The sequence below is a fragment of the Aliiroseovarius sp. S2029 genome, assembly GCF_023195575.1.
GTDB lineage: Bacteria > Pseudomonadota > Alphaproteobacteria > Rhodobacterales > Rhodobacteraceae > Aliiroseovarius > Aliiroseovarius zhejiangensis.
On the sequence record NZ_JALPQE010000006.1, the window covers coordinates 18,288 to 36,363 of the forward strand.

Here is an 18,076-nt window from a genome sequence, read left to right on the forward strand (position 1 = left end):
GGGGCGGTTTTGTCGTTACCGCGGCGCCATGCGGATCGCGCCGTCCAACCGGATCACCTCGCCGTTCAACATGCTGTTTTCCACGATATGTCGTGCCATGGCGGCATATTCCGCCGGGTCGCCAAGGCGCGAGGGGAACGGGACTTGTGCGCCCAGGCTGTCCTGCACCTCTTGCGGCAAGCCTGCGACCATGGGGGTCTTGAAGATGCCCGGTGCGATGGTCATCACGCGAATGCCGTCGCGCATCAGGTCGCGCGCCATGGGCAGGGTCATGCCCACCACGCCGCCCTTGGATGCGGCATAGGCCAACTGCCCGATCTGCCCATCAAAGGCTGCAATCGACGCGGTGTTGATGATCACGCCGCGTTCGCCGTCCTCCGTCACCGGGTCCGCCAGCGCCATGCCCGCCGCCGATTGGCTGGCACAGTTGAACGTGCCGATCAGGTTCACACCGATGGTTTTCGCGAACACGCCCGGATCATGCGCCTCACCCTTTGACTGGGTTTTCGACGCAGGCGCGATGCCCGCGCAATTGACCATGATGCGTTCCTGCCCAAGCGCCGAGCGCAGGGTCTTGAAGCCTTCAGCCACTGACGCCGGATCGGACACGTCCACCTTGGCAAATGCGCCACCGATTTTGTCCGCCATCGCCTGCCCGGCACCCTCGTTCAGGTCAAAAATGCCGACCTTGGCACCTGCGTCTGCCAGTGCTTGGGCCACGGCGCCGCCAAGCCCTGATGCGCCGCCGGTGACAATGGCAACGGTGTTTTTGGTGATCTGCATGGGGAACCCTCCGTGAAGTCTGTGGCTTGGCCTAGCAAGAATTGCACAAGCGTTCAATAAATCACGATAGGCCGCCCGAAGTTACGCAGCGTCGCCCTGCCCCGCGCAAACCGGCACCGATCCATCCACCGGCCCCAGCGCCTGCATCGCGGCGAACTGGGTCAGATAGACACAGCCGGTCAGGTTCTGAATGAAATCAGTGCGCTTCAGGCGGTCCATGACCGGGCCTTTGACCTCGGACAGGCTGAGTGTGATGCCCGCCTCGTCCAAACGGCGGTTCAGTTCTTCAAGCGTTTCCAGCGCGGACAGGTCGATCTCGTTCACCGCTGAACACATCAGGACGACATGTTTGATGCCGCCTTTTGCGACACGTGCCAGCAGGTAATCCTCGATAAACCGGGCGTTGGCGAAATACAGGTTCTCATCCAGCCGCAGCGTTACCAGTTCGGGATGGGTCAGCACCGCGTGGCGGTTGATGTTGCGAAAATGCTGGGTGCCGGGAACCAGACCAACCTCGGCGATATGGGGGCGCGAGGTCTTGTAAAGATAAAGCACGATGGACAGGACGACGCCCGCGGACACCCCGATTTCGACCCCGAAGCCAAGGGTCAGCAAAATGGTCGCCAGAACGGCGGTGAAATCGGCACGGTGATACGCCCAGGTGGCTTTCAGGATATGGAAGTCCACAAGGTTCAGCACGGCGACAATGATGGTCGCAGCCAGCGTGGCTTTGGGCAGGAAGAACAGAAGCGGCGTCAGGAACAGGGCGGCCCCGGCAATGCCGATGGCGGTGAAGGCCCCGGCTGCGGGCGTTTCTGCACCGGCGTCGAAATTGACGACCGAACGTGCAAACCCGCCCGTCACCGGATAGCCGCCCGACATGGCGGCCGCAATGTTGGAGGCCCCCAGTCCCACAAGCTCCTGATCCGGGACAATGCGCTGGCGCTTCTTGGCGGCCAGCGTCTGCGCGACCGAGATACTTTCGACGAACCCGATGATCGAGATCAGAAGCGCCGAGCCAAGCAGGCTGGTCCAGAGGTCAGCGTCAAAACTGGGGAAGGTCAGCGGTGGCAGACCCTGCGGCACGTCACCCACGATGGCCACGCCCTTCGATTGCAGGTCAAACCCCCAGGTGATCAGCGTGGTGACGGCAACCGCCCCGACAGGCCCGGCTTTCGCCAGAATATCCGCCATGCGCGGACCAAGCCCCCAGGACAGAAGCAGCGGCTTCAACCCCTTGCGCACCCAGAACAAAAACGCGACCGAGCCCGCGCCGATGGCCAGCGTGATCAGGTTGGTTTGCGTAATATGGGACAGCAGCGAGCCAATCAGGTCAAAAAGTGAATGGCCTTGCGCCTCGACCCCCAGGATATGTTTCAACTGGCTGGTGGCGATCAGCAGCCCCGAAGCGGTGATGAAACCCGCAATCACCGGGTGGCTCAGGAAGTTTGCCAGAAACCCCAGACGGAACACGCCCATGACCAGAAGGATCAGCCCCGACAGGAAGGCCAGCGTGATTGCGGCGGCGGCATAGTCTGCGGGGTTGTCCAACCCCAGATTGCCAACAGCCGCTGCCGTCATCAGGCTAACCACGGCCACCGGCCCCACCGCCAAGGCCCGCGAGGTGCCGAAGATCGCATAGGCCACCAGCGGCAGGATCGACGCATATAACCCCATTTCCGGCGGCAGGCCCGCCAGAAGCGCGTAGGCCAGCGATTGCGGGATCAGCATGATCGTCACGATCACCGCCGCCACCATGTCCGAGGTGAAAGCCGCGTTGTCATAACGCGCGCCCCAGTTCAAAATCGGCACAAAACGTCTAAGGGCAGCGCCGCGCGCCACCTTGTTCGTCACCTGGCTCATGAGATTTTTCCTAGTTCATCAAGCGGCTTACCCCGCGCAGGTCACGCGTTGGCCTGTGCCGTCATCCACAAAATCTCGCAACGTGCGCCGGACCGGCAATAGGCAAAGACCGGTCCCGATGCGTCCTCGACCACGCGCTTGAACGCGTCCATCACGGCGAAGGCATCGTCCCGGTTCGACATCGGCAGGAATGACGTGCCCAGCCCGGCCGCCTTGGCTGCCGCGCTGATCTCGGCCCACGCCGGCTGCCCTGGCTCTTCGCCATCGGGTCGGTTGCACATCACCACGGTGAACCCTGCCGCCTTGATGGCGGGGATGTCATCCACGGTGATCTGCGGTGCAACCGTCACCTTGTCATCGAGTTTCTTCATCTGCATCTGTCTGCCTTTCCAAGCAACAATTCACAACGTGTTCACGGGCACCTTCAGGAATGTCCTGCCATCCTCGTCCGCAGGCGGCATGTCGCCCGCGCGCATATTGACCTGAAGCGACGGGATGATCAGCCGCGGCATGTCCAGTTGCGCGTCACGCTCGGTGCGGAACTTCACGAATTCCTCTTTCGTCTTGCCGCCGCCCACGTGGATATTGTGCGCCTTTTCGTCCGCCACCGTGGTTTCCCACTGAATGTCGCGCCCGTTCGGCCCGTAATCGTGGCACATGAATAGCCGCGTTTCATCGGGCAGCGCCAGCACCTTCTGGATCGAGTCGTAAAGCTCACCCGCATCGCCGCCGGGGAAATCGGCCCGTGCCGATCCGCCATCGGGCATGAACAGCGTGTCACCCACAAAGGCCGCATCCCCGATCACATGCACCATGCAGGCGGGCGTGTGGCCGGGCGTGTGCATCACGAAGGCGTCCATCGTACCGATCTTGTAGGTGTCACCATCCTCGAACAGCCGGTCGAACTGACTGCCGTCGCGCTGGAACTCGGTGCCTTCGTTGAAGACCTTGCCGAACACCTCTTGCACCACGGTGATCTTTGACCCTATGCCGATCTTGCCGCCAAGCTGGTCCTGGATATAGGGCGCGGCGGACAGGTGGTCGGCATGGACATGGGTTTCGATCAGCCATTCAAGCTCCAGCCCTTCGGCTTTGATGTAGTCGATGATTTCGTCCGCATGGTCATGGGTGATCCGCCCGGCCGCATAGTCGATGTCCATCACGCTGTCGATCACGGCGCATGATTTCGACGCCGGGTCTTTGACCACATAGGAAATCGTGTTTGAATCTTCCTCGAAAAAGGCTTTCACCTCGGGTTTGAGGGACGTGTTGACGGGATAGTCTTTCATGTCATGTCCTTTCCTGTCTGTGCGGGTGCGATTGTCGCCCCGATGTCAGTTGGCCTGCGCCGCATCTTGGCGTCGGGCGGTGGTCGCGATCATCCAGCGGGCCAGAAACAGGCCCACGATCATCGAGGCCGTGAAGATCAGAACCGATGGGTTGCCGGTCGAAATCACCGGCAGCGCCGCACCGGGGCAAAACCCGGCCAGTCCCCATCCCAGCCCGAAAGTGAACGACCCCAGCACCAGCCTGCGGTCGACCAGTTTTGTGCCGGGCAGCTTGAAGGACTGGGCAAAGATCGGTTTCGGGCGCTTGAACACCAGCGCATAGCCCGGTGCCGCGACCAGAAGCGCCGCGCCCATCACGAAGGCCAGGCTGGGATCCCACGCGCCGAACACATCAAAGAAATTCAGCACCTTCGCCGGGTTTGCCATGCCCGAGATCGCTATCCCCAGCCCAAACACGACGCCCGTCAGATATGTCAGAAGAAGTTTCATCGCCAATCCTCCTACAGGCCGAACACGTGACGGGTCAGAAACACCATCACCGCCGTGCCCGCCATGAAGGTCAGCGTGGCAACGATCGAGCGTGGCGAGAACCGCGCCATGCCGCAAACGCCATGCCCGGACGTGCAGCCCGAGCCATAGGTGACGCCAACCCCAACGATCAGCCCGCCGATGATCATCGACAGGGTCGAGACCGGCACCTGGATCGTCGGAAAACCGCCCGTTGCCGCCAGAAAGACCAGCGGACCGGTCAGCATGCCCGCAAGGATCGCGGCCCGCCACGACCAGTCGGTCGAACTGTCAGGTTGCAAAAAGCCGGCCAGAATGCCGGTGGCCCCCAGCACATTGCCGCGCAGCCACATCAACAGCACCGAGGCCAGGCCAATCAGCGCGCCCCCAAGGGCAGAGGCCCAGGGTGTGAAATCCGTTTCAATCATCTTTGCCTCACCATTCATCCGGTTCGCACGTTAAGTTAATGGCGGCCCACGCCGGGAACAAGGGTTACATTCATTTTTTTGAATGTTTTTATTCCTGCCGTGGCGTCATGCAAAACCCCGCCTGCCATTCGGACATGCGGGGTCTGTTTTTACAAGGGTTTTGGCACGGGTCAGTCGGCAACAGCCTCTTGCACGATCTCGTCCAGCAATGCCTGCACCTTTTGCATGTCGCCCTCGGGATACTTGCTGTATCCGACACGCACCTCGCCGTCCTTGTCGGTGACGAAGATGCCGTAAGGGCAAAAGCTGATATTCATCGGATCAGCTTCCATCACTTCGCGGCTGATCTGGGCCGAACAGAACAGGAAGATATCCGCGGCATCATAGATTTTGACATCGGACCCGACATCGGCCTTGGTGCGTTCCAGCATCGCGCCGGTGTGGCTGACATAGTCGATCACCAGCCCCTTGCCGACAATGGCAGTCTCCACCGCGAAAGTGGCATCGTCGAAATCGCCTTCAAACGCATAGGTGATCGCGTGGTCGGTTTCCTGCATGGCATGATTGTCGGCCAAGGCCGGGGTGGCCAGAAGCGCGGCGGTCAGGGTGAGGGTCAGAAACGGTTTCATGAAGACTTCCCTTGCAGATTTCGGTCAGGGTCGTTGCCCTGTCCATAGGTTATGCGGGGGCCGGATCTTGGACCCCCGCCTTTGCCTGAAACATATTCGATCAGGCGAATATTAGCAACCGGATCAGCCGAACATGTCGGCAGTGATCCCCGCATACCAACCAATGCTTTCCTCATAGGTGGTCTTGCGCAGCGCGGCGTCCTCTCCGGTCTGGCTGATGAAACCGTCAACCTTGGCGATCTTCTCGTCCGTCGCCTCATAGCTCGCGCCCACCTTCACGCCGTCATCGGTGTCGATCAGCGACCAGCAAGTGTTGGTGAACTTGGCCGGGAACTGCTTCGACCCGGTGAGCGCGGCGCGCACCGCCATCGCGGCCACCTTGGCCTGGCTGTTGGCGGCAAAGCCCGACTTGGGCATGTCACCCTGGTGGCTGGCGTCGCCCAGAACATGGATGTTCTCGTCCGCGCGGGATTGCATCGTGTGCGGGTTGACCGGGGCCCAGTTGCCATCGTTGACGCCCGCAATCTCGCAAATCCGCCCGGCTTTCATCGCCGGGATCACGTTGCAGACATCGACCTTGGTTTCTTCGCCATCAATCGTCACCGTCATCGCTTCGGGGTTGACCGAGACATTGCCGCCCCCGAACTCCGGCCCGATCCAGTCGATCATCCCGTCATAATGGTCCGCCCAGCCTTCCTGAAACAGCGCCATTTTTGAAAACTTCTCTTTCGGGTCGGCGATGATGATCTTCGCGGTCGGGTTCCGGTCCTTCAGCACATGCGCCACCATCGAAATCCGTTCATACGGCCCGGGCGGGCAGCGGAACGGGTTGGGGGGCGCGATCATGGCGAAGGTGCCGCCTTCGGGCATGGCCTCGATCTGCGCCTTCAGAAGCTCGGACTGCGACCCGGCCTTATAGGCATGGGGCATGGCGTTCTGGTGGGACACGTCCCAGCCATCAACCGCGCCATCGACGAAATCAATGCCGGGGGACAGGATCAAACGATCATAGGGCAGCACAGCCCCCCCGGCCAGGGTGACGGTGCGCGCGTCGCGGTCAATTCCGACCGCCCAGTCATGCACCACGTTGATGCCATACTCCGCGGCCAGCGTGCCATAGCTGTGCGCGATCGAGTTGAGCTCGCGAAAACCGCCAATATAGAGGTTCGAGAAGAAACAGGTGTAATAGCTGCGCGAAGGTTCGATCAACGTCACGTCAATCTCGCCCTTGCTGTCCTTGGCGATATAGCGTGCGGCGGTCGCCCCGCCTGCCCCGCCGCCAATCACAACCACTTTGGGTTTGCCATGGTTCGAAGCCTGCGCCATCGGTGCCGCCAAGGTGGCCGCAGCCGCCCCCGCCGCAGCCCCGCCCATGAAAAGACGTCTGTTCAGTTTCATCTGGTTTCCTCCCGGTTTGGTGCGAAAACCGCGCGCACCTGTCGCGTTGGGCGGGCCCGTCCCGGCCCCCCTGCCTATGACCCGGCCGCCGCGAAATAGGCGGCCAGGGCAGCAATCTCTTCGTTGGACAGGCGGCCTGCCATCATCTGCATCACGGGATGCGGGCGGAACCTGTCCTTGTAGGCATGCATGGCGACCACGAAATCCTCGGCCGGCCAGCCGATGATGGGCGGAATGCCGTCATTGTCACCGCTGAGCTGGTGGCAGGATGTGCATTCCGAGGACAGGTATTCGCCGTAGTCCGGGTCGCCCTGAATGGCCAGGATCGTCGGATCGACCGAATGGTCGGTGCCGGGTGCGGTCGGTGCGGCCTCGGGTATGTTGGCCGGGTCGTCCGAATAGCGGCGTAAATACGCAAGCAAATCAGCCCTTTGCCCCTCGTCCTTCAACCCATTGTAAGCCATGCGCGTGTCCGAGGCGAAGGCCTTCGGGTTTTCGACATAGCGGTCCAGCAGGTCAAAATTCCAGACCAGCCCATCCTTGCCCATGCGCGTCAGTCCGGCCGAATACCTGAACCCCTCGATCCCGGCGGCGCGGCGCCCGAACAGACCGTTCAGATGCGGCCCGACGCGGTTTTTTGCCCCTTGCCCAACGGAATGGCAGCTTGCGCATTCATCAAACACCTCGGCCCCTCTGTCGGCATCACCGAGTTCGTTGGAGTGCGCGGGGCTTGCCCAGACCAAAGTTGCAACCAAGCCCAATATAATGTGTCGATTCCACCCCATGACCGAAGGCTAACCTGTTAAGTTAACCCACTCAATAAATTTCATATGTTGATGCGTGCATTCGGGCGTCACCTACCAGACATCAGGCGTTTCGCCGTTTTCCTCCATCTTTTGGAACACGTCTTGCAGATAACGCTGGAACACCTGATCGCGATAGGCGTCCGAGGTCACGAATTCCAGCGATTTGAGAAAATGGAACGGTTTGAAATAGCCGGGCATCCGAAACGCCTCGGCATTGCGGGCGGTGCTGGTATCGGGCGCATCGGAGGGAAAAATCACCACGGTCGGCGTGAAGTTCACGCCCCATTTCACCGCAAGATCACGTTCCTCCAGTGCTTCGCCATCAAAATCCACCACTTCGCGCGCGCCGAACATGTTCAACTGCACGACCATGAAGTTTTCGGTCAGGTGATCGACGATCTGCTGGCGTGCGAAATTCACCTCGTGCAGCTCACGGCAATACGGGCAGCCCTGCTGTTCAATGAGGATCAGAAGATCTTTGCCCTCCGCGCCTGCCTCGGCCAGATCATCGGGCATTTCAAGGAAACTGTCGGTGAACCACGGCTGCTTGTGCAACCCGTCATCGCCCAGTTCAGCTGCGTTTGCGGGGAAGCCGAGCACATAGGCAAGAATGCCAAAATATAGAGCAAGAATACGCATTTGACCCTCCAGTATGTAGCTACCAAAAACTAGCACAGACGCCGTCATTCGCCAAACCAACGAAAAAGGGCGCCGTTGTCATCCAACGGCGCCCAGTCAGAGTATGAACCGCTTACTGAACTACTGGCTGTGAGATTTCAGGAACTCAAGCACGGCCTCGATATCCGCGTCCTTCTTCAGACCTGCAAAAGACATCTTGTTGCCTTTCAGATATTTGCGCGGGTCGGCCAGGTAGCCCGACAGGGTTTCAGTGTTCCACACCAACCCGTCTTCGCCCGCCGCCATCATCGGCTTGGAGTATTTGAAGCCGTCAACCGTGCCAGCAGCCCGTTCCCAGACGTCATTCAACATCGGGCCAACACCGTTTTTCGCACCCTCGCCCACCTTGTGGCAGGCTTTGCATTTCTTGAACACCTTCTCGCCCTTCTCGGCCAGTTCAGTGTCGAATGCCACGGCCACGGGGGCCGCGTCTTCGGCGGCCGGTGCGGCGGCTTCGTCCGATGCAGCCGGGGCTGTCGTCTCAACTTCGTCCGCGCTGGCGCCTGCGTTGGGGTCGCCTTTGAACACCACCGTTTTGGTGATCTCGACCGCGCCGGGCTTGCAGTTTTCCATGCAGCGTTCGGTGAACACCGGGTACTCCGTTTCCGGGCGGTCATCGACGAAGAACCCGTCCGCGTTCGGCATTTCTACATCCAGGAACGTATCTTTCGACAAAGTGAAATCGTCATCCACAAGATAGTTCGAATAAAGGATATAGGCCACGATCGCATAAACGTCGTCGTTCGACAGGCTTTGCGCATTTCCAAACGGCATCGACCGGCGCACATAGTCGAATGTGGTCGACAGATAAGGCCAGTATGACCCGACGGTTTTCAGCGGATCTTCGTCCGCCAAAGTACCTTCGCCGCCTGCCAGTTTCGGCCAATTGCCCACTCCTTCGGCGAAATCGCCGTGACAAACGGCGCAATGCTCGGCAAACACCTCTTCACCTGTGAACACGTCGCCCGACCCTTCGGGCAGGTTTGAGCCATCGGGGAACACATCCAGATCCCATGCTGCGATCTCAGCCTCGGTCGCGGCGCGACCCAGCCCCAGCTTTTCGGCCATCGCAGGGGCGGCTGTCAGGGTGGCAAGCGCAGTTGCCATCAGGACCTTAGGAAACTTCGACATTGTTTGCCTCTCCTTCAGCATTCACGTGCCATGTCTGGATGCCGTTGTTGTGATAGATCGAGTTCAGCCCGCGCACTTCGCGCAGTTGCGCCTTGGTCGGCTGCACATAGCCGGTGTCATCCATCGCGCGTGATTGCAGGAACATTTCCGACCCGTCCCAGTCGATATCCAGATAGAAGCGGCTCAGCGCCATGGGTTTGCCGGGTTCGGCCAGCCGCGCCTCTTGCCAGGTCACACCGCCATCCAGCGACACATCCACCGCCGTGATTGCGCCATTGCCCGACCATGCAAGCCCAGTGATCACCAGCGGGCCCTTGCCATGCGTGATTGGCATTTGCGGGCTGGGGCTGGTGATGATCGACTTCGCGTCCATCGTCCAGGTCCACTTGCGCGACGCGCCGTCGGCCATCGTGTCGGTGTATTTCGATGTCTCTTCCCGGCTTTCAACCGGCTTGTCCATCACCTCGATCCGTCTGAGCCATTTGACCCACATATTGCCTTCCCAACCGGGCACCACAAGGCGCACCGGATAGCCGTGCTCCATGCGCAGCGCTTCGCCATTGGCTTTGAAGGCGATCATGCAATCGTCCAGCGCCTTTTCCATCGGGATCGAGCGACCGTTCGAGGACGCATCCGCCCCCTCGACATAGACCCATTTGCCCGCCAGATCGCCCGCCGCGTCCAGCCCGGCTTCTTCCAGAAGCGTGCGCAAAGTCACGCCGGTATATTCCATATTGTGGATCATGCCGTGGGTGTATTGCGCGCCATTCAACTGCGCGCCGGCCCATTCCATGCCGGTGTTGGCAGCGCATTCCAGAAAGAAGGTGCGTGTGACGCGCGGGAAGCGTTCCAGATCGTCATAGGTGAACACCAAAGGCGAATCGACCATGCCGTTGATCATCAGCCGATAGTCTTCTTTTTTCAGCGTGATCGCGCCCGAATGGTGACGTTCAAACGCGCAGCCCTGCGGGGTGATCGTGCCATCCAGCGCATGAATAGGCGTGAAGTTGATCGACGAAATCGTGTCCGCTGTCAGCCATTCGACCGTGCGCCGGATCACGTGATCTTCAAATTCAATCGGCATCCCATAGGGCGTCGCATCCACCCCGTCGCCCAGGCCTGCGGCCCAATCCTGCACCTCGGTTATCAGCGGATCCCCCTCGGCGCGTGCGGCCCCTGCGGCCCCCAGGGCGGCCCCGGTGGCGGCGGCCCCTTTCAGGAACGCGCGGCGGGATGCGCCGGGTTTTGTAGAGCTGTCAGTCATTTGGCATCTCTCCTCTTGCATTTCAATATTCGCCTATGTGCATGGATAGGCTGGAAAAATGGCCCGAAGCATCTCTGCTCCGGGCCGTGTCAGATCAAGCGCCGACCACTGTGACCGAGTTGTTCGGGTCCAGTTTGACGGTGCCTTGTTTCTTGATGTGGCTTTCGACCACATCCCATATCTGCGGACCTTCCGTGCCTTCGTTCACGCTGGCCCAGCCCGCGACCACATAGCTTTTGGCCGGATCAATCGCCTCGCCGGTTTTCAGCAAAGTCATCTCGGTGATGCGGCTGCCTTGCGGCTTGGTGATGTCGATGCGGTAGCCCATACCACCGATGCGCACCATGTCGCCGCCCTGCTGGTAATAGGGGTCTGGATTGAACAGGTTGTCGGCCACGTCCTCAAGGATCGTGTGAATGAATTCGCCGGTCATCTCGGTGCGATAGGCCTGCCCGTAGGACATCGAGGTCACGTTCCAGATATCCTCGCGCGTGATCTCTTGCCCCGGTAGGATCGACGGCCCCCAGCGCACGCCGGGCGACATGGCGATGTCAGCCTCGCGTTCGTTGATCAGCGCGTCACAGATCAGGTCATCCCACGATCCGTTGAAGTTGCCGCGACGATACAGAAGCGTGTCGGTGGTGCCGATCAACTCTTCCAACTCGGCCTTGTAAGGCGCGCGTTGCTCGTCGATCAGTTGCGTGATCGTGGCGTCCGGCGTGATCACATCTGCGAAAATCGGGATCAGCTTGTGGCGGATGCCCATCATCTTGCCGTCGCGCACGTCCAGATCGACGCGGCTGACGAATTTCGAGTTCGACCCGGACGCGATGATGAAGGTCTGTTCAACCTGCACTGGTTCGGGCAGCGCGTCATGGGTGTGGCCCGAGAGGATCACGTCGATCCCCGTGACCTTGCCCGCCATCTTCTTGTCGACGTCAAAGCCATTATGGCTCAGCACGACGACCAGCTCGGCCCCCGCCGCGCGCACCTCGTCCACCATGGCTTGCATGTTCTCGTCACGAATGCCGAACGAGTATTCGGGGAACATCCAACCAGGGTTTGCAATCGGCATATAGGGGAAGGCCTGCCCGATCACCGCAATCTTCACCCCGCCGCGTTCGAAGAACTTGTAGGGTTTGAACAGCTCGGCGGGCTCGTCCCACTCGGCATCAAAGATGTTTTGACCAAGGGCGGCAAAGGGCAGATTTTCAACGATCTCGTTCACCCGGTCCGACCCCAGCGTGAACTCCCAATGGAAGGTCATCGCGTCAGGTTTCAGCGCGTTCATGACGTTGACCACGTCCTGCCCTTCGGTGTGATAGCAGGTGTAGGATCCGTGCCATGTGTCGCCCCCGTCCAGAAGCAGCGCATCGGGGCGGTCGGCCCGGATGGCATTGACCACGGTCGCAACGCGATCCATCCCGCCCACACGGCCATATTCGCGCGCCAAGGCGGTGAAGTCGTTATACGTCAGCGCATAGGCCGACGGCGACCCATCCTTGATCCCGTAAAATTCGCGATAGGCCGCCCCGGTGATGTGCGGCATCTGCCCCTTGGCCGGCCCAACTCCCAGATTGATCTCGGGCTCGCGGAAATAGATCGGTTTCAACTGCGCGTGAATGTCGGTGATGTGGATCAGGCTGACATTGCCGAACGTGTCGAACTTCAGAAGGTCATCCTGCGTCAGCGCCTGCTGCGCGGCCAGACGCGCCCAGTTTCCAAAGCCCGACGCGCCATACAGCGCCGATGCGGCCATCGAGACCTGAAGAAAATCACGACGAGAGATCATGTGCGGTTTCCCTTTGTTCGTCAGCGCAGGGACCAACACGATCCATGCAGTGCTTTGAATGTATACGCGTAAAGAAACCCCGCCCGGCAAAACCCGGACGGGGCGAATGGCTTAGTTGCGGACCGATGGCCCTTCGACCGACAGGCCGTTGCCGCGCGAAGCGACGTAAAGCTCCAACGCCACGAATTCGGGCGATCCGGGGCTGAACGTCTCGGCGCGGGTATCGCGAATGCAGCCTTTGAAACGCGAATGCGCGCCGTTCAGCTTGGTGTTCTTCAGGCGATAGGTCGGAAACCCGTTGATCTGGCCCTGGCTCAAATGGTCGGCGCGGATCATGTTGCCGTAATTGTCTTCGTGGCAATTCGCGCAGCTCAGTTCCAGCTGGCCAAAGCGGGTGTAATAGATTTCCTTGCCCTTTTCCCAGGTCTCCTGCGCGGGACCGTCAATGGCGACATTGACCGGCATCCCCCGCGACACCGAGGCCAGAAGCGCCTCGACGTCGATGGCGTCGGACTTGTCATAGCCCCACGGCTCGGCCCCCATGCGGTTTTCGCGGCAATCATTGACCTGCATCTGAAGCGTGCGCATCTCGCCCGCCTCTTCGTTCCACTTGGGATAGACCGCTTTCACACCGGCCATTTCTTCCGGCGCACCGTGACAATCGGCACAGGATTTGCCTTCGGTCCCTTCCGCCGTGGCCCAGATCTCGGCCCCGTTTTCGACGCCCAGCATACCGGGGTTGTCGAAGTCATCCATCTGCATGGATTGGGTCTGATCCGACCGGAACCGCCAACCGGACATGACCTCGTCCAACGCGTCCGACAAATGCGCCGGCGCGGCGGTCTTGGTGACGATCTCGATGTCGCCATTGATGACCAGTTCAGCGTTTTCATCGGCTGTGGCAATCGCCGCCCCGGTGAAAAAGGCAGCGACCAGGGCTGCAATGCCGTGAAGTTTTTTCATTATTATGTCTCCTCCCTTGCGCCAGGCTCAGCTGACCGCGATCGGCTTGGATTCTTCGTAGACCGAGCCGTCATCGTCGTACCAGGTGAACTTGAACTCGCCGCCCTCGTCGACGCGGGCATCGAACTCCAGATACGGGTTGGTCGAGATCGCAGGTTCCAGCGTCACGTCGATGACCATCTTGCCGTTCAACTCGCAGGTGAACCGGTTGATGATCGAGCGCGGGATCAGGTTGCCGTCGCCATCCTTGCGCTGGCCCGATTCCATCTTGTGGCTGATCAGGGTCTTCAGGGTCACCACTTCACCGGCACTTGCCGACTTGGGGACTTTCACGCGGGGTTTTACACCTTTTGCCATGTCTTCAAGCTCCTCTGATTAGCCGCCGCAGCCGCCGATGGTGACTTTTACCGTGGATGACGCTTTCACGAAGCTGCCATCGGGCATCTTTGCAATGGCAATCACGTCCTGCGTGCCGGCCAGACGCATCCGGGTCGAGGCCGCCTGGCTGCCCGCCGCTTCGCCAAAGTTGAACTGGGCCACGCCGGGGGTCGGGTTGCCCGCGGCCAGCACGATGATGCTTTCCGCACCGGGTGCGTCGACCGAAATCGGAACGGTGTTGCCGTTCTCGGCAATCTCGGGCGCGGTCAGGGTGATCCCGCCTTCGCCCATGTCAGCGCCGCCGGTAAAGGCGGCAATCGCGTCATCCGCAGCCGCGGCAGCGCGCATTGGCAACATCGCAACGGCAGTCGCGCCGAGGCCAAGTGCCAGAGCTTCACGTCGTGTGAACTTCATCTGAATCTCCTGTAGATAGGGTTTGCCGATCCGTGCGCTTATTGCAGCGTCATCAGATAGGCGACAACATCTTCGATCTGCTGCGCTGTCAGCAGCGGCTCAACCTCGCCCTCATGGGCCTTGCCGGTATAGGCGTTGCCCAGGCGCGTGAATCCATCGGTCTTGTAAAATGACGGCATCATCGACCCTTCGAACATCATCTTGGCATTTGCCACGATGCCGCGCAGTTCGGCTTCGGTCCAGCGGTCGCCCGCGCCATCCAGCAGCGGCCCCACTTCACCGTGGAACGGCACATCTGCCAGATCGGTGATTTCGTGGCAGGCAACGCAGTTGCCCAGCGACTTCGTTGATATGACCTTGGCGCCCTCTGTCGGGTTGCCCGCGACACCTGTCAGCGACTGGGCGATCGCCCCGTCCTCGTATGTGACATCCGCAGGCGCTATCGTTTCTGCATTTGCCATCCCAAGCCCCGCAAGCAGAGCGAAAAGCGTGATCGTTGTCCGCTTCATGATACCTCCCATGACCGTTGTGTGCACAACTGTGTGCTAACGTAACATGCTAAGTAATTTCCGCAACATCAAATTCTAATTTTTGAATTTCTATCTACCCCAACCGGGGCAAAGCCCGTCCAGCCCTGCGCAAGGCCTTTCTGGCAAGCGTCAACCCGATGCCGGGACCGGCGCGGTCGGTCAGCCGATATTGCCAAACCAGGGTATCCATTCCAGCATGAATTGCCCAATGGCGTTCACGCTGTTGGTGGCGATCAGAATCGCAAAGACCACCAGCATCACCCCCATCGTGCGTTCGACCCATGGCAGGTATTTTCGATTGCGTCCGGCCCAGGCCAGGAACGGGCGCGCAAACAGCGCCGCGATCACAAAGGGCGTGGTCATGGCCAGCCCATACACCGCCAACAGAAGCGCCCCGCGCCACAGGTCCCCCATCCCCGAGGCGATCATCAGGATCGACGCCAGCGCGGGCCCGACGCAGGGCGTCCAGCCAAACCCGAAGGCCAGCCCCATCAGATAGGCCCCGATCAGGGTGCTGGGGGCGGCGGTGCTGTCCAGCCGCGCCTCGCGATACAGAAGCGGGATCTTCACGATGCCCAGAAAATGCAGGCCGAACGCCAGAAGCAACGCCGCCCCCAGATAGCTCAGCGGCTCCTTGTAACGCGCAAAGGCGGACCCCAGCGCCGTCGCCCCCAGCCCCAGCAGAATGAAAATCGTCGTCACCCCCAGGGCGAAGGCGATCGCCGAGACCACCAGCCGCCGCTGCGCCCCCGGGCTGATCCGCCCCTCGCCCGTCAGCTCGTTCATCGAAATGCCCGCCATATAGCACAGATAGAACGGCACCATCGGCAGGATGCAGGGTGTGAAGAAAGACAGCAGCCCCGCAAGGGCTGCACCGGCGAATGAGATGTCGAGCATGACCATTCCTTGAACTCAGGACATATTCAAATTAGATGTTGTATCGAAACAAGGTCAACCACTTCCCGAAATCGGCTCAACCACAGGATTACATCATGTCGCCTTTCCGTGCCGTTCTGGCCGCCGTCTTTCTGGGGGTCTTCACCCTGCCCGCCCTGGCGGTGGAATTGGTCATGGTCGAAGAACCCGGCTGCCCCTGGTGCGCGAAGTGGGAGCGTGAACTGGGCGCGATCTATCCCAAGACCGCCGAGGGTCAGGCCGCGCCGCTGCGCAAAGTGCAGCTGCATGACCTGCGCCGCAAGGGCGGGCCTGACAGCCTTGGCATCGCGCTGGAGCGTCCGGTGATGTTCACACCGACCTTTCTGCTAATTGGAGACGGCGGTGAACTGGCGCGGATCGAAGGCTATCCGGGCGAGGATTTCTTTTGGGGTCTTCTGAAGGTGATGCTGGTCGAGAAAACCGGGTTCACACCCGACGCCACGCCGCCGGCCGGGGCCACCGACCAGACGCCCGACTAAGGCCTACGCCATCCGGGCGATCCGGCTGTGCCTGCCGAACCACGCCGCGGGCGCGCGACACCGCGCCCAGATTGCAAAAACCGCAATGCGTCTATATGACAAGACAAAGCGGTATCAACGAAAAGGACACCACTATGGCACTGCCTGTCATCCGCGAGGACATGACGCGCGACGAGCTGGACAAGATGATGACCAGCGCCTGCGACGCCTCGACCCTTCTGAAGGCAATCAGCCACGAAGGGCGGCTGATGATCCTGTGCCACCTTGTCACCGGCGAGAAATCGGTGACCGAGCTGGAGCATCTGTTGCACGCCCGTCAGGCTGCCGTGTCACAGCAACTGGCACGCCTGCGGCTTGAAGGCCTCGTGACCCCGCGCCGTGAGGGCAAGACGATCTACTACTCGCTGACGGATGAACGTCCGCGCCGCATTCTGGAAGTGATATACGAACTTTTCTGTTCGACCGGTGACACGGAAGGCATGAAGAAGGCGGCCGAATAACCGCCGTCTCGCCGCGCCCCACGCCACATCGTCCATGCCGACGGCAGACAAACGGTTTTCGCCGCTGACCGGAAAGCTGGCGGCTCACCTCCCGGTTCGGGATACAGGAGCATTCACCCATGTTCGACTGGATCAGCGACGCCAACCTTGCCGCCCTGATCGGGCTTGTGGGCGGCGTGATGCTGGGTCTGTCGGCCCGGCTGGGGCGGTTCTGCACCCTGGGGGCCATCGAAGACGCGCTTTATGCCGGGTCGTCGCTTCGGATGCGGATGTGGGGCATAGCCATCGGCGTGGCGATGATCGGGACACATCTTCTGATCGGATTGGGCATTCTTCCCGAAGCCGAGGCGATCTATCTTCGGCTCGGATGGAGCCCGCTGGCCTCGATCCTGGGCGGTCTCATGTTCGGTTATGGCATGGCCTTGTCGGGAAATTGCGGCTTCGGCGCGCTGGCTCGGCTGGGCGGCGGCGATCTGCGCGCCTTCGTGATCGTGGTGGTGATGGGGCTGTCCGCCTATGTCGCCATATCCGGTCCGCTGGCTTATCTGCGGGTGCTGGCCTTCCCTGAAACGCCAGCCGACCCCGCCGCGCTGCCGTCGCTTTCGATCAAGCTGGAAAGCCTGACAGGACTGCCGGCCCCTGCCATCGGCATCGGGGCCGGGATCATTCTGATCCTCGCCATGTTCACCACGAAAGGGATGCGCCACAGCCCGCTGCCCGCGTTCTGGGCAACCATTGCCGGGCTTGCGGTGGTGATCGGCTGGGGTGGCACAGCCTGGGTTTTTGGCAACGGGTTTGCACCCATCCCGGTGGAAAGCCACACATTCTCGGCCCCCTTGGGAGATACGATGATCTATCTGATGACCTCGTCGGGATCATCGCTGAACTTCGGTGTGGGCAGCGTCGCGGGCGTACTGATCGGGGCTTTCATCGGCAGCCTGTTCAAGGGACATTTCCGATGGGAAGCCTGCGAGGACCCGCGCGAGTTGAAACGGCAGATCGGCGGCGCGGCAATCATGGGGCTGGGCGCGGTCATTGCCTTCGGCTGTTCCATCGGGCAAGGCCTGTCTGCGTTCGCCATCCTGTATTACGGCGCGCCGGTCACATTCCTGGCGATCGTCGCCGGGGCTGCGCTTGGATTGCGGCAGTTGATTTCCGGCTTTGCCGTCGCCGAGTGACGCCTTCCGAGCCAAACCGCCCCCAAATCGCAACGCCACGCCGCGTCAGGGCGCATTCGCCCTTTTCACGCATGTTTCCACAAGCTAGGGTCCGCCCCTGAACCGACCCGGTTGCCCGCAATCGGACGAA

General features: G+C 60.8%; 21 protein-coding genes. 3 read left to right on the forward strand and 18 right to left on the reverse strand.

Annotation, left to right across the window (positions count from 1 at the left end):
• Window positions 1-15: 15 nt before the first annotated feature.
• From MUY21_RS12890 to MUY21_RS12975, 18 genes are all read right to left on the reverse strand, one after another.
• Window positions 16-783 carry an SDR family NAD(P)-dependent oxidoreductase gene (locus MUY21_RS12890; RefSeq protein ID WP_248410764.1) on the reverse strand — a complete coding sequence of 256 codons (768 nt, stop codon included), beginning with the start codon at window positions 781-783 and terminating at the stop codon, window positions 16-18.
• 81 nt (window positions 784-864) lie between these two features.
• Window positions 865-2,646, reverse strand: coding sequence for a sulfate permease (gene sulP / locus MUY21_RS12895; protein WP_248410765.1), 1,782 nt, complete (start codon window positions 2,644-2,646; stop codon window positions 865-867).
• A gap of 41 nt (window positions 2,647-2,687) precedes the next feature.
• Window positions 2,688-3,017 (reverse strand): TIGR01244 family sulfur transferase, encoded by a 330-nt coding sequence (locus MUY21_RS12900; protein ID WP_248410766.1) that lies wholly within the window; start codon window positions 3,015-3,017, stop codon window positions 2,688-2,690.
• Window positions 3,018-3,047: 30 nt separating this feature from the next.
• Window positions 3,048-3,935 carry an MBL fold metallo-hydrolase gene (locus MUY21_RS12905; RefSeq protein ID WP_248410767.1) on the reverse strand — a complete coding sequence of 296 codons (888 nt, stop codon included), beginning with the start codon at window positions 3,933-3,935 and terminating at the stop codon, window positions 3,048-3,050.
• A gap of 45 nt (window positions 3,936-3,980) precedes the next feature.
• A complete protein-coding gene (locus tag MUY21_RS12910) occupies window positions 3,981-4,424 on the reverse strand; it encodes a DUF6691 family protein (protein WP_248410768.1) in 444 nt (147 codons plus the stop codon).
• An 11-nt stretch (window positions 4,425-4,435) separates the two neighbouring features.
• Window positions 4,436-4,870, reverse strand: coding sequence for a YeeE/YedE family protein (locus MUY21_RS12915; RefSeq protein ID WP_191285799.1), 435 nt, complete (start codon window positions 4,868-4,870; stop codon window positions 4,436-4,438).
• A 170-nt stretch (window positions 4,871-5,040) separates the two neighbouring features.
• Window positions 5,041-5,427 (reverse strand): DUF302 domain-containing protein, encoded by a 387-nt coding sequence (locus MUY21_RS12920; RefSeq protein ID WP_248410904.1) that lies wholly within the window; start codon window positions 5,425-5,427, stop codon window positions 5,041-5,043.
• A 195-nt stretch (window positions 5,428-5,622) separates the two neighbouring features.
• A complete protein-coding gene (locus MUY21_RS12925) occupies window positions 5,623-6,897 on the reverse strand; it encodes an NAD(P)/FAD-dependent oxidoreductase (protein ID WP_248410769.1) in 1,275 nt (424 codons plus the stop codon).
• 74 nt (window positions 6,898-6,971) lie between these two features.
• Complete coding sequence (locus tag MUY21_RS12930) at window positions 6,972-7,682, reverse strand: c-type cytochrome (protein ID WP_248410770.1); 711 nt, start codon at window positions 7,680-7,682, stop codon at window positions 6,972-6,974.
• Between the two features lie 72 nt (window positions 7,683-7,754).
• Window positions 7,755-8,342: a thioredoxin family protein gene (locus tag MUY21_RS12935; protein WP_248410771.1), complete on the reverse strand. Its 588-nt coding sequence runs from the start codon at window positions 8,340-8,342 to the stop codon at window positions 7,755-7,757.
• A 120-nt stretch (window positions 8,343-8,462) separates the two neighbouring features.
• Complete coding sequence (locus MUY21_RS12940) at window positions 8,463-9,512, reverse strand: c-type cytochrome (RefSeq protein ID WP_248410772.1); 1,050 nt, start codon at window positions 9,510-9,512, stop codon at window positions 8,463-8,465.
• A complete protein-coding gene (gene soxC, locus MUY21_RS12945) occupies window positions 9,496-10,776 on the reverse strand; it encodes a sulfite dehydrogenase (protein WP_248410773.1) in 1,281 nt (426 codons plus the stop codon). Before soxC ends, MUY21_RS12940 begins: the two co-directional genes overlap by 17 nt.
• A 94-nt stretch (window positions 10,777-10,870) precedes the next feature.
• A complete protein-coding gene (gene soxB / locus MUY21_RS12950; protein ID WP_248410774.1) occupies window positions 10,871-12,568 on the reverse strand; it encodes a thiosulfohydrolase SoxB in 1,698 nt (565 codons plus the stop codon).
• A gap of 111 nt (window positions 12,569-12,679) precedes the next feature.
• Window positions 12,680-13,531, reverse strand: a complete 852-nt coding sequence (soxA, locus tag MUY21_RS12955; protein ID WP_248410775.1) for a sulfur oxidation c-type cytochrome SoxA — start codon at window positions 13,529-13,531, stop codon at window positions 12,680-12,682.
• A gap of 27 nt (window positions 13,532-13,558) precedes the next feature.
• Complete coding sequence (gene soxZ / locus MUY21_RS12960; protein ID WP_191285791.1) at window positions 13,559-13,888, reverse strand: thiosulfate oxidation carrier complex protein SoxZ; 330 nt, start codon at window positions 13,886-13,888, stop codon at window positions 13,559-13,561.
• A gap of 18 nt (window positions 13,889-13,906) precedes the next feature.
• On the reverse strand, window positions 13,907-14,323 hold the full coding sequence (soxY, locus tag MUY21_RS12965) for a thiosulfate oxidation carrier protein SoxY (protein ID WP_191285790.1): 417 nt from the start codon (window positions 14,321-14,323) through the stop codon (window positions 13,907-13,909).
• A 38-nt stretch (window positions 14,324-14,361) separates the two neighbouring features.
• Window positions 14,362-14,832, reverse strand: a complete 471-nt coding sequence (soxX, locus tag MUY21_RS12970; protein WP_248410776.1) for a sulfur oxidation c-type cytochrome SoxX — start codon at window positions 14,830-14,832, stop codon at window positions 14,362-14,364.
• Between the two features lie 180 nt (window positions 14,833-15,012).
• Window positions 15,013-15,750, reverse strand: a complete 738-nt coding sequence (locus tag MUY21_RS12975; RefSeq protein WP_248410777.1) for a cytochrome c biogenesis protein CcdA — start codon at window positions 15,748-15,750, stop codon at window positions 15,013-15,015.
• Window positions 15,751-15,845: 95 nt separating this feature from the next.
• On the opposite strand from MUY21_RS12975, the gene MUY21_RS12980 reads away from it, so the two are divergent.
• From MUY21_RS12980 to MUY21_RS12990, 3 genes are all read left to right on the forward strand, one after another.
• On the forward strand, window positions 15,846-16,268 hold the full coding sequence (locus tag MUY21_RS12980; protein ID WP_248410778.1) for a thioredoxin family protein: 423 nt from the start codon (window positions 15,846-15,848) through the stop codon (window positions 16,266-16,268).
• A gap of 134 nt (window positions 16,269-16,402) precedes the next feature.
• Window positions 16,403-16,768 (forward strand): metalloregulator ArsR/SmtB family transcription factor, encoded by a 366-nt coding sequence (locus MUY21_RS12985; RefSeq protein ID WP_248410779.1) that lies wholly within the window; start codon window positions 16,403-16,405, stop codon window positions 16,766-16,768.
• A 119-nt stretch (window positions 16,769-16,887) separates the two neighbouring features.
• Window positions 16,888-17,946, forward strand: a complete 1,059-nt coding sequence (locus tag MUY21_RS12990; RefSeq protein WP_248410780.1) for a YeeE/YedE family protein — start codon at window positions 16,888-16,890, stop codon at window positions 17,944-17,946.
• Window positions 17,947-18,076: the final 130 nt, after the last annotated feature.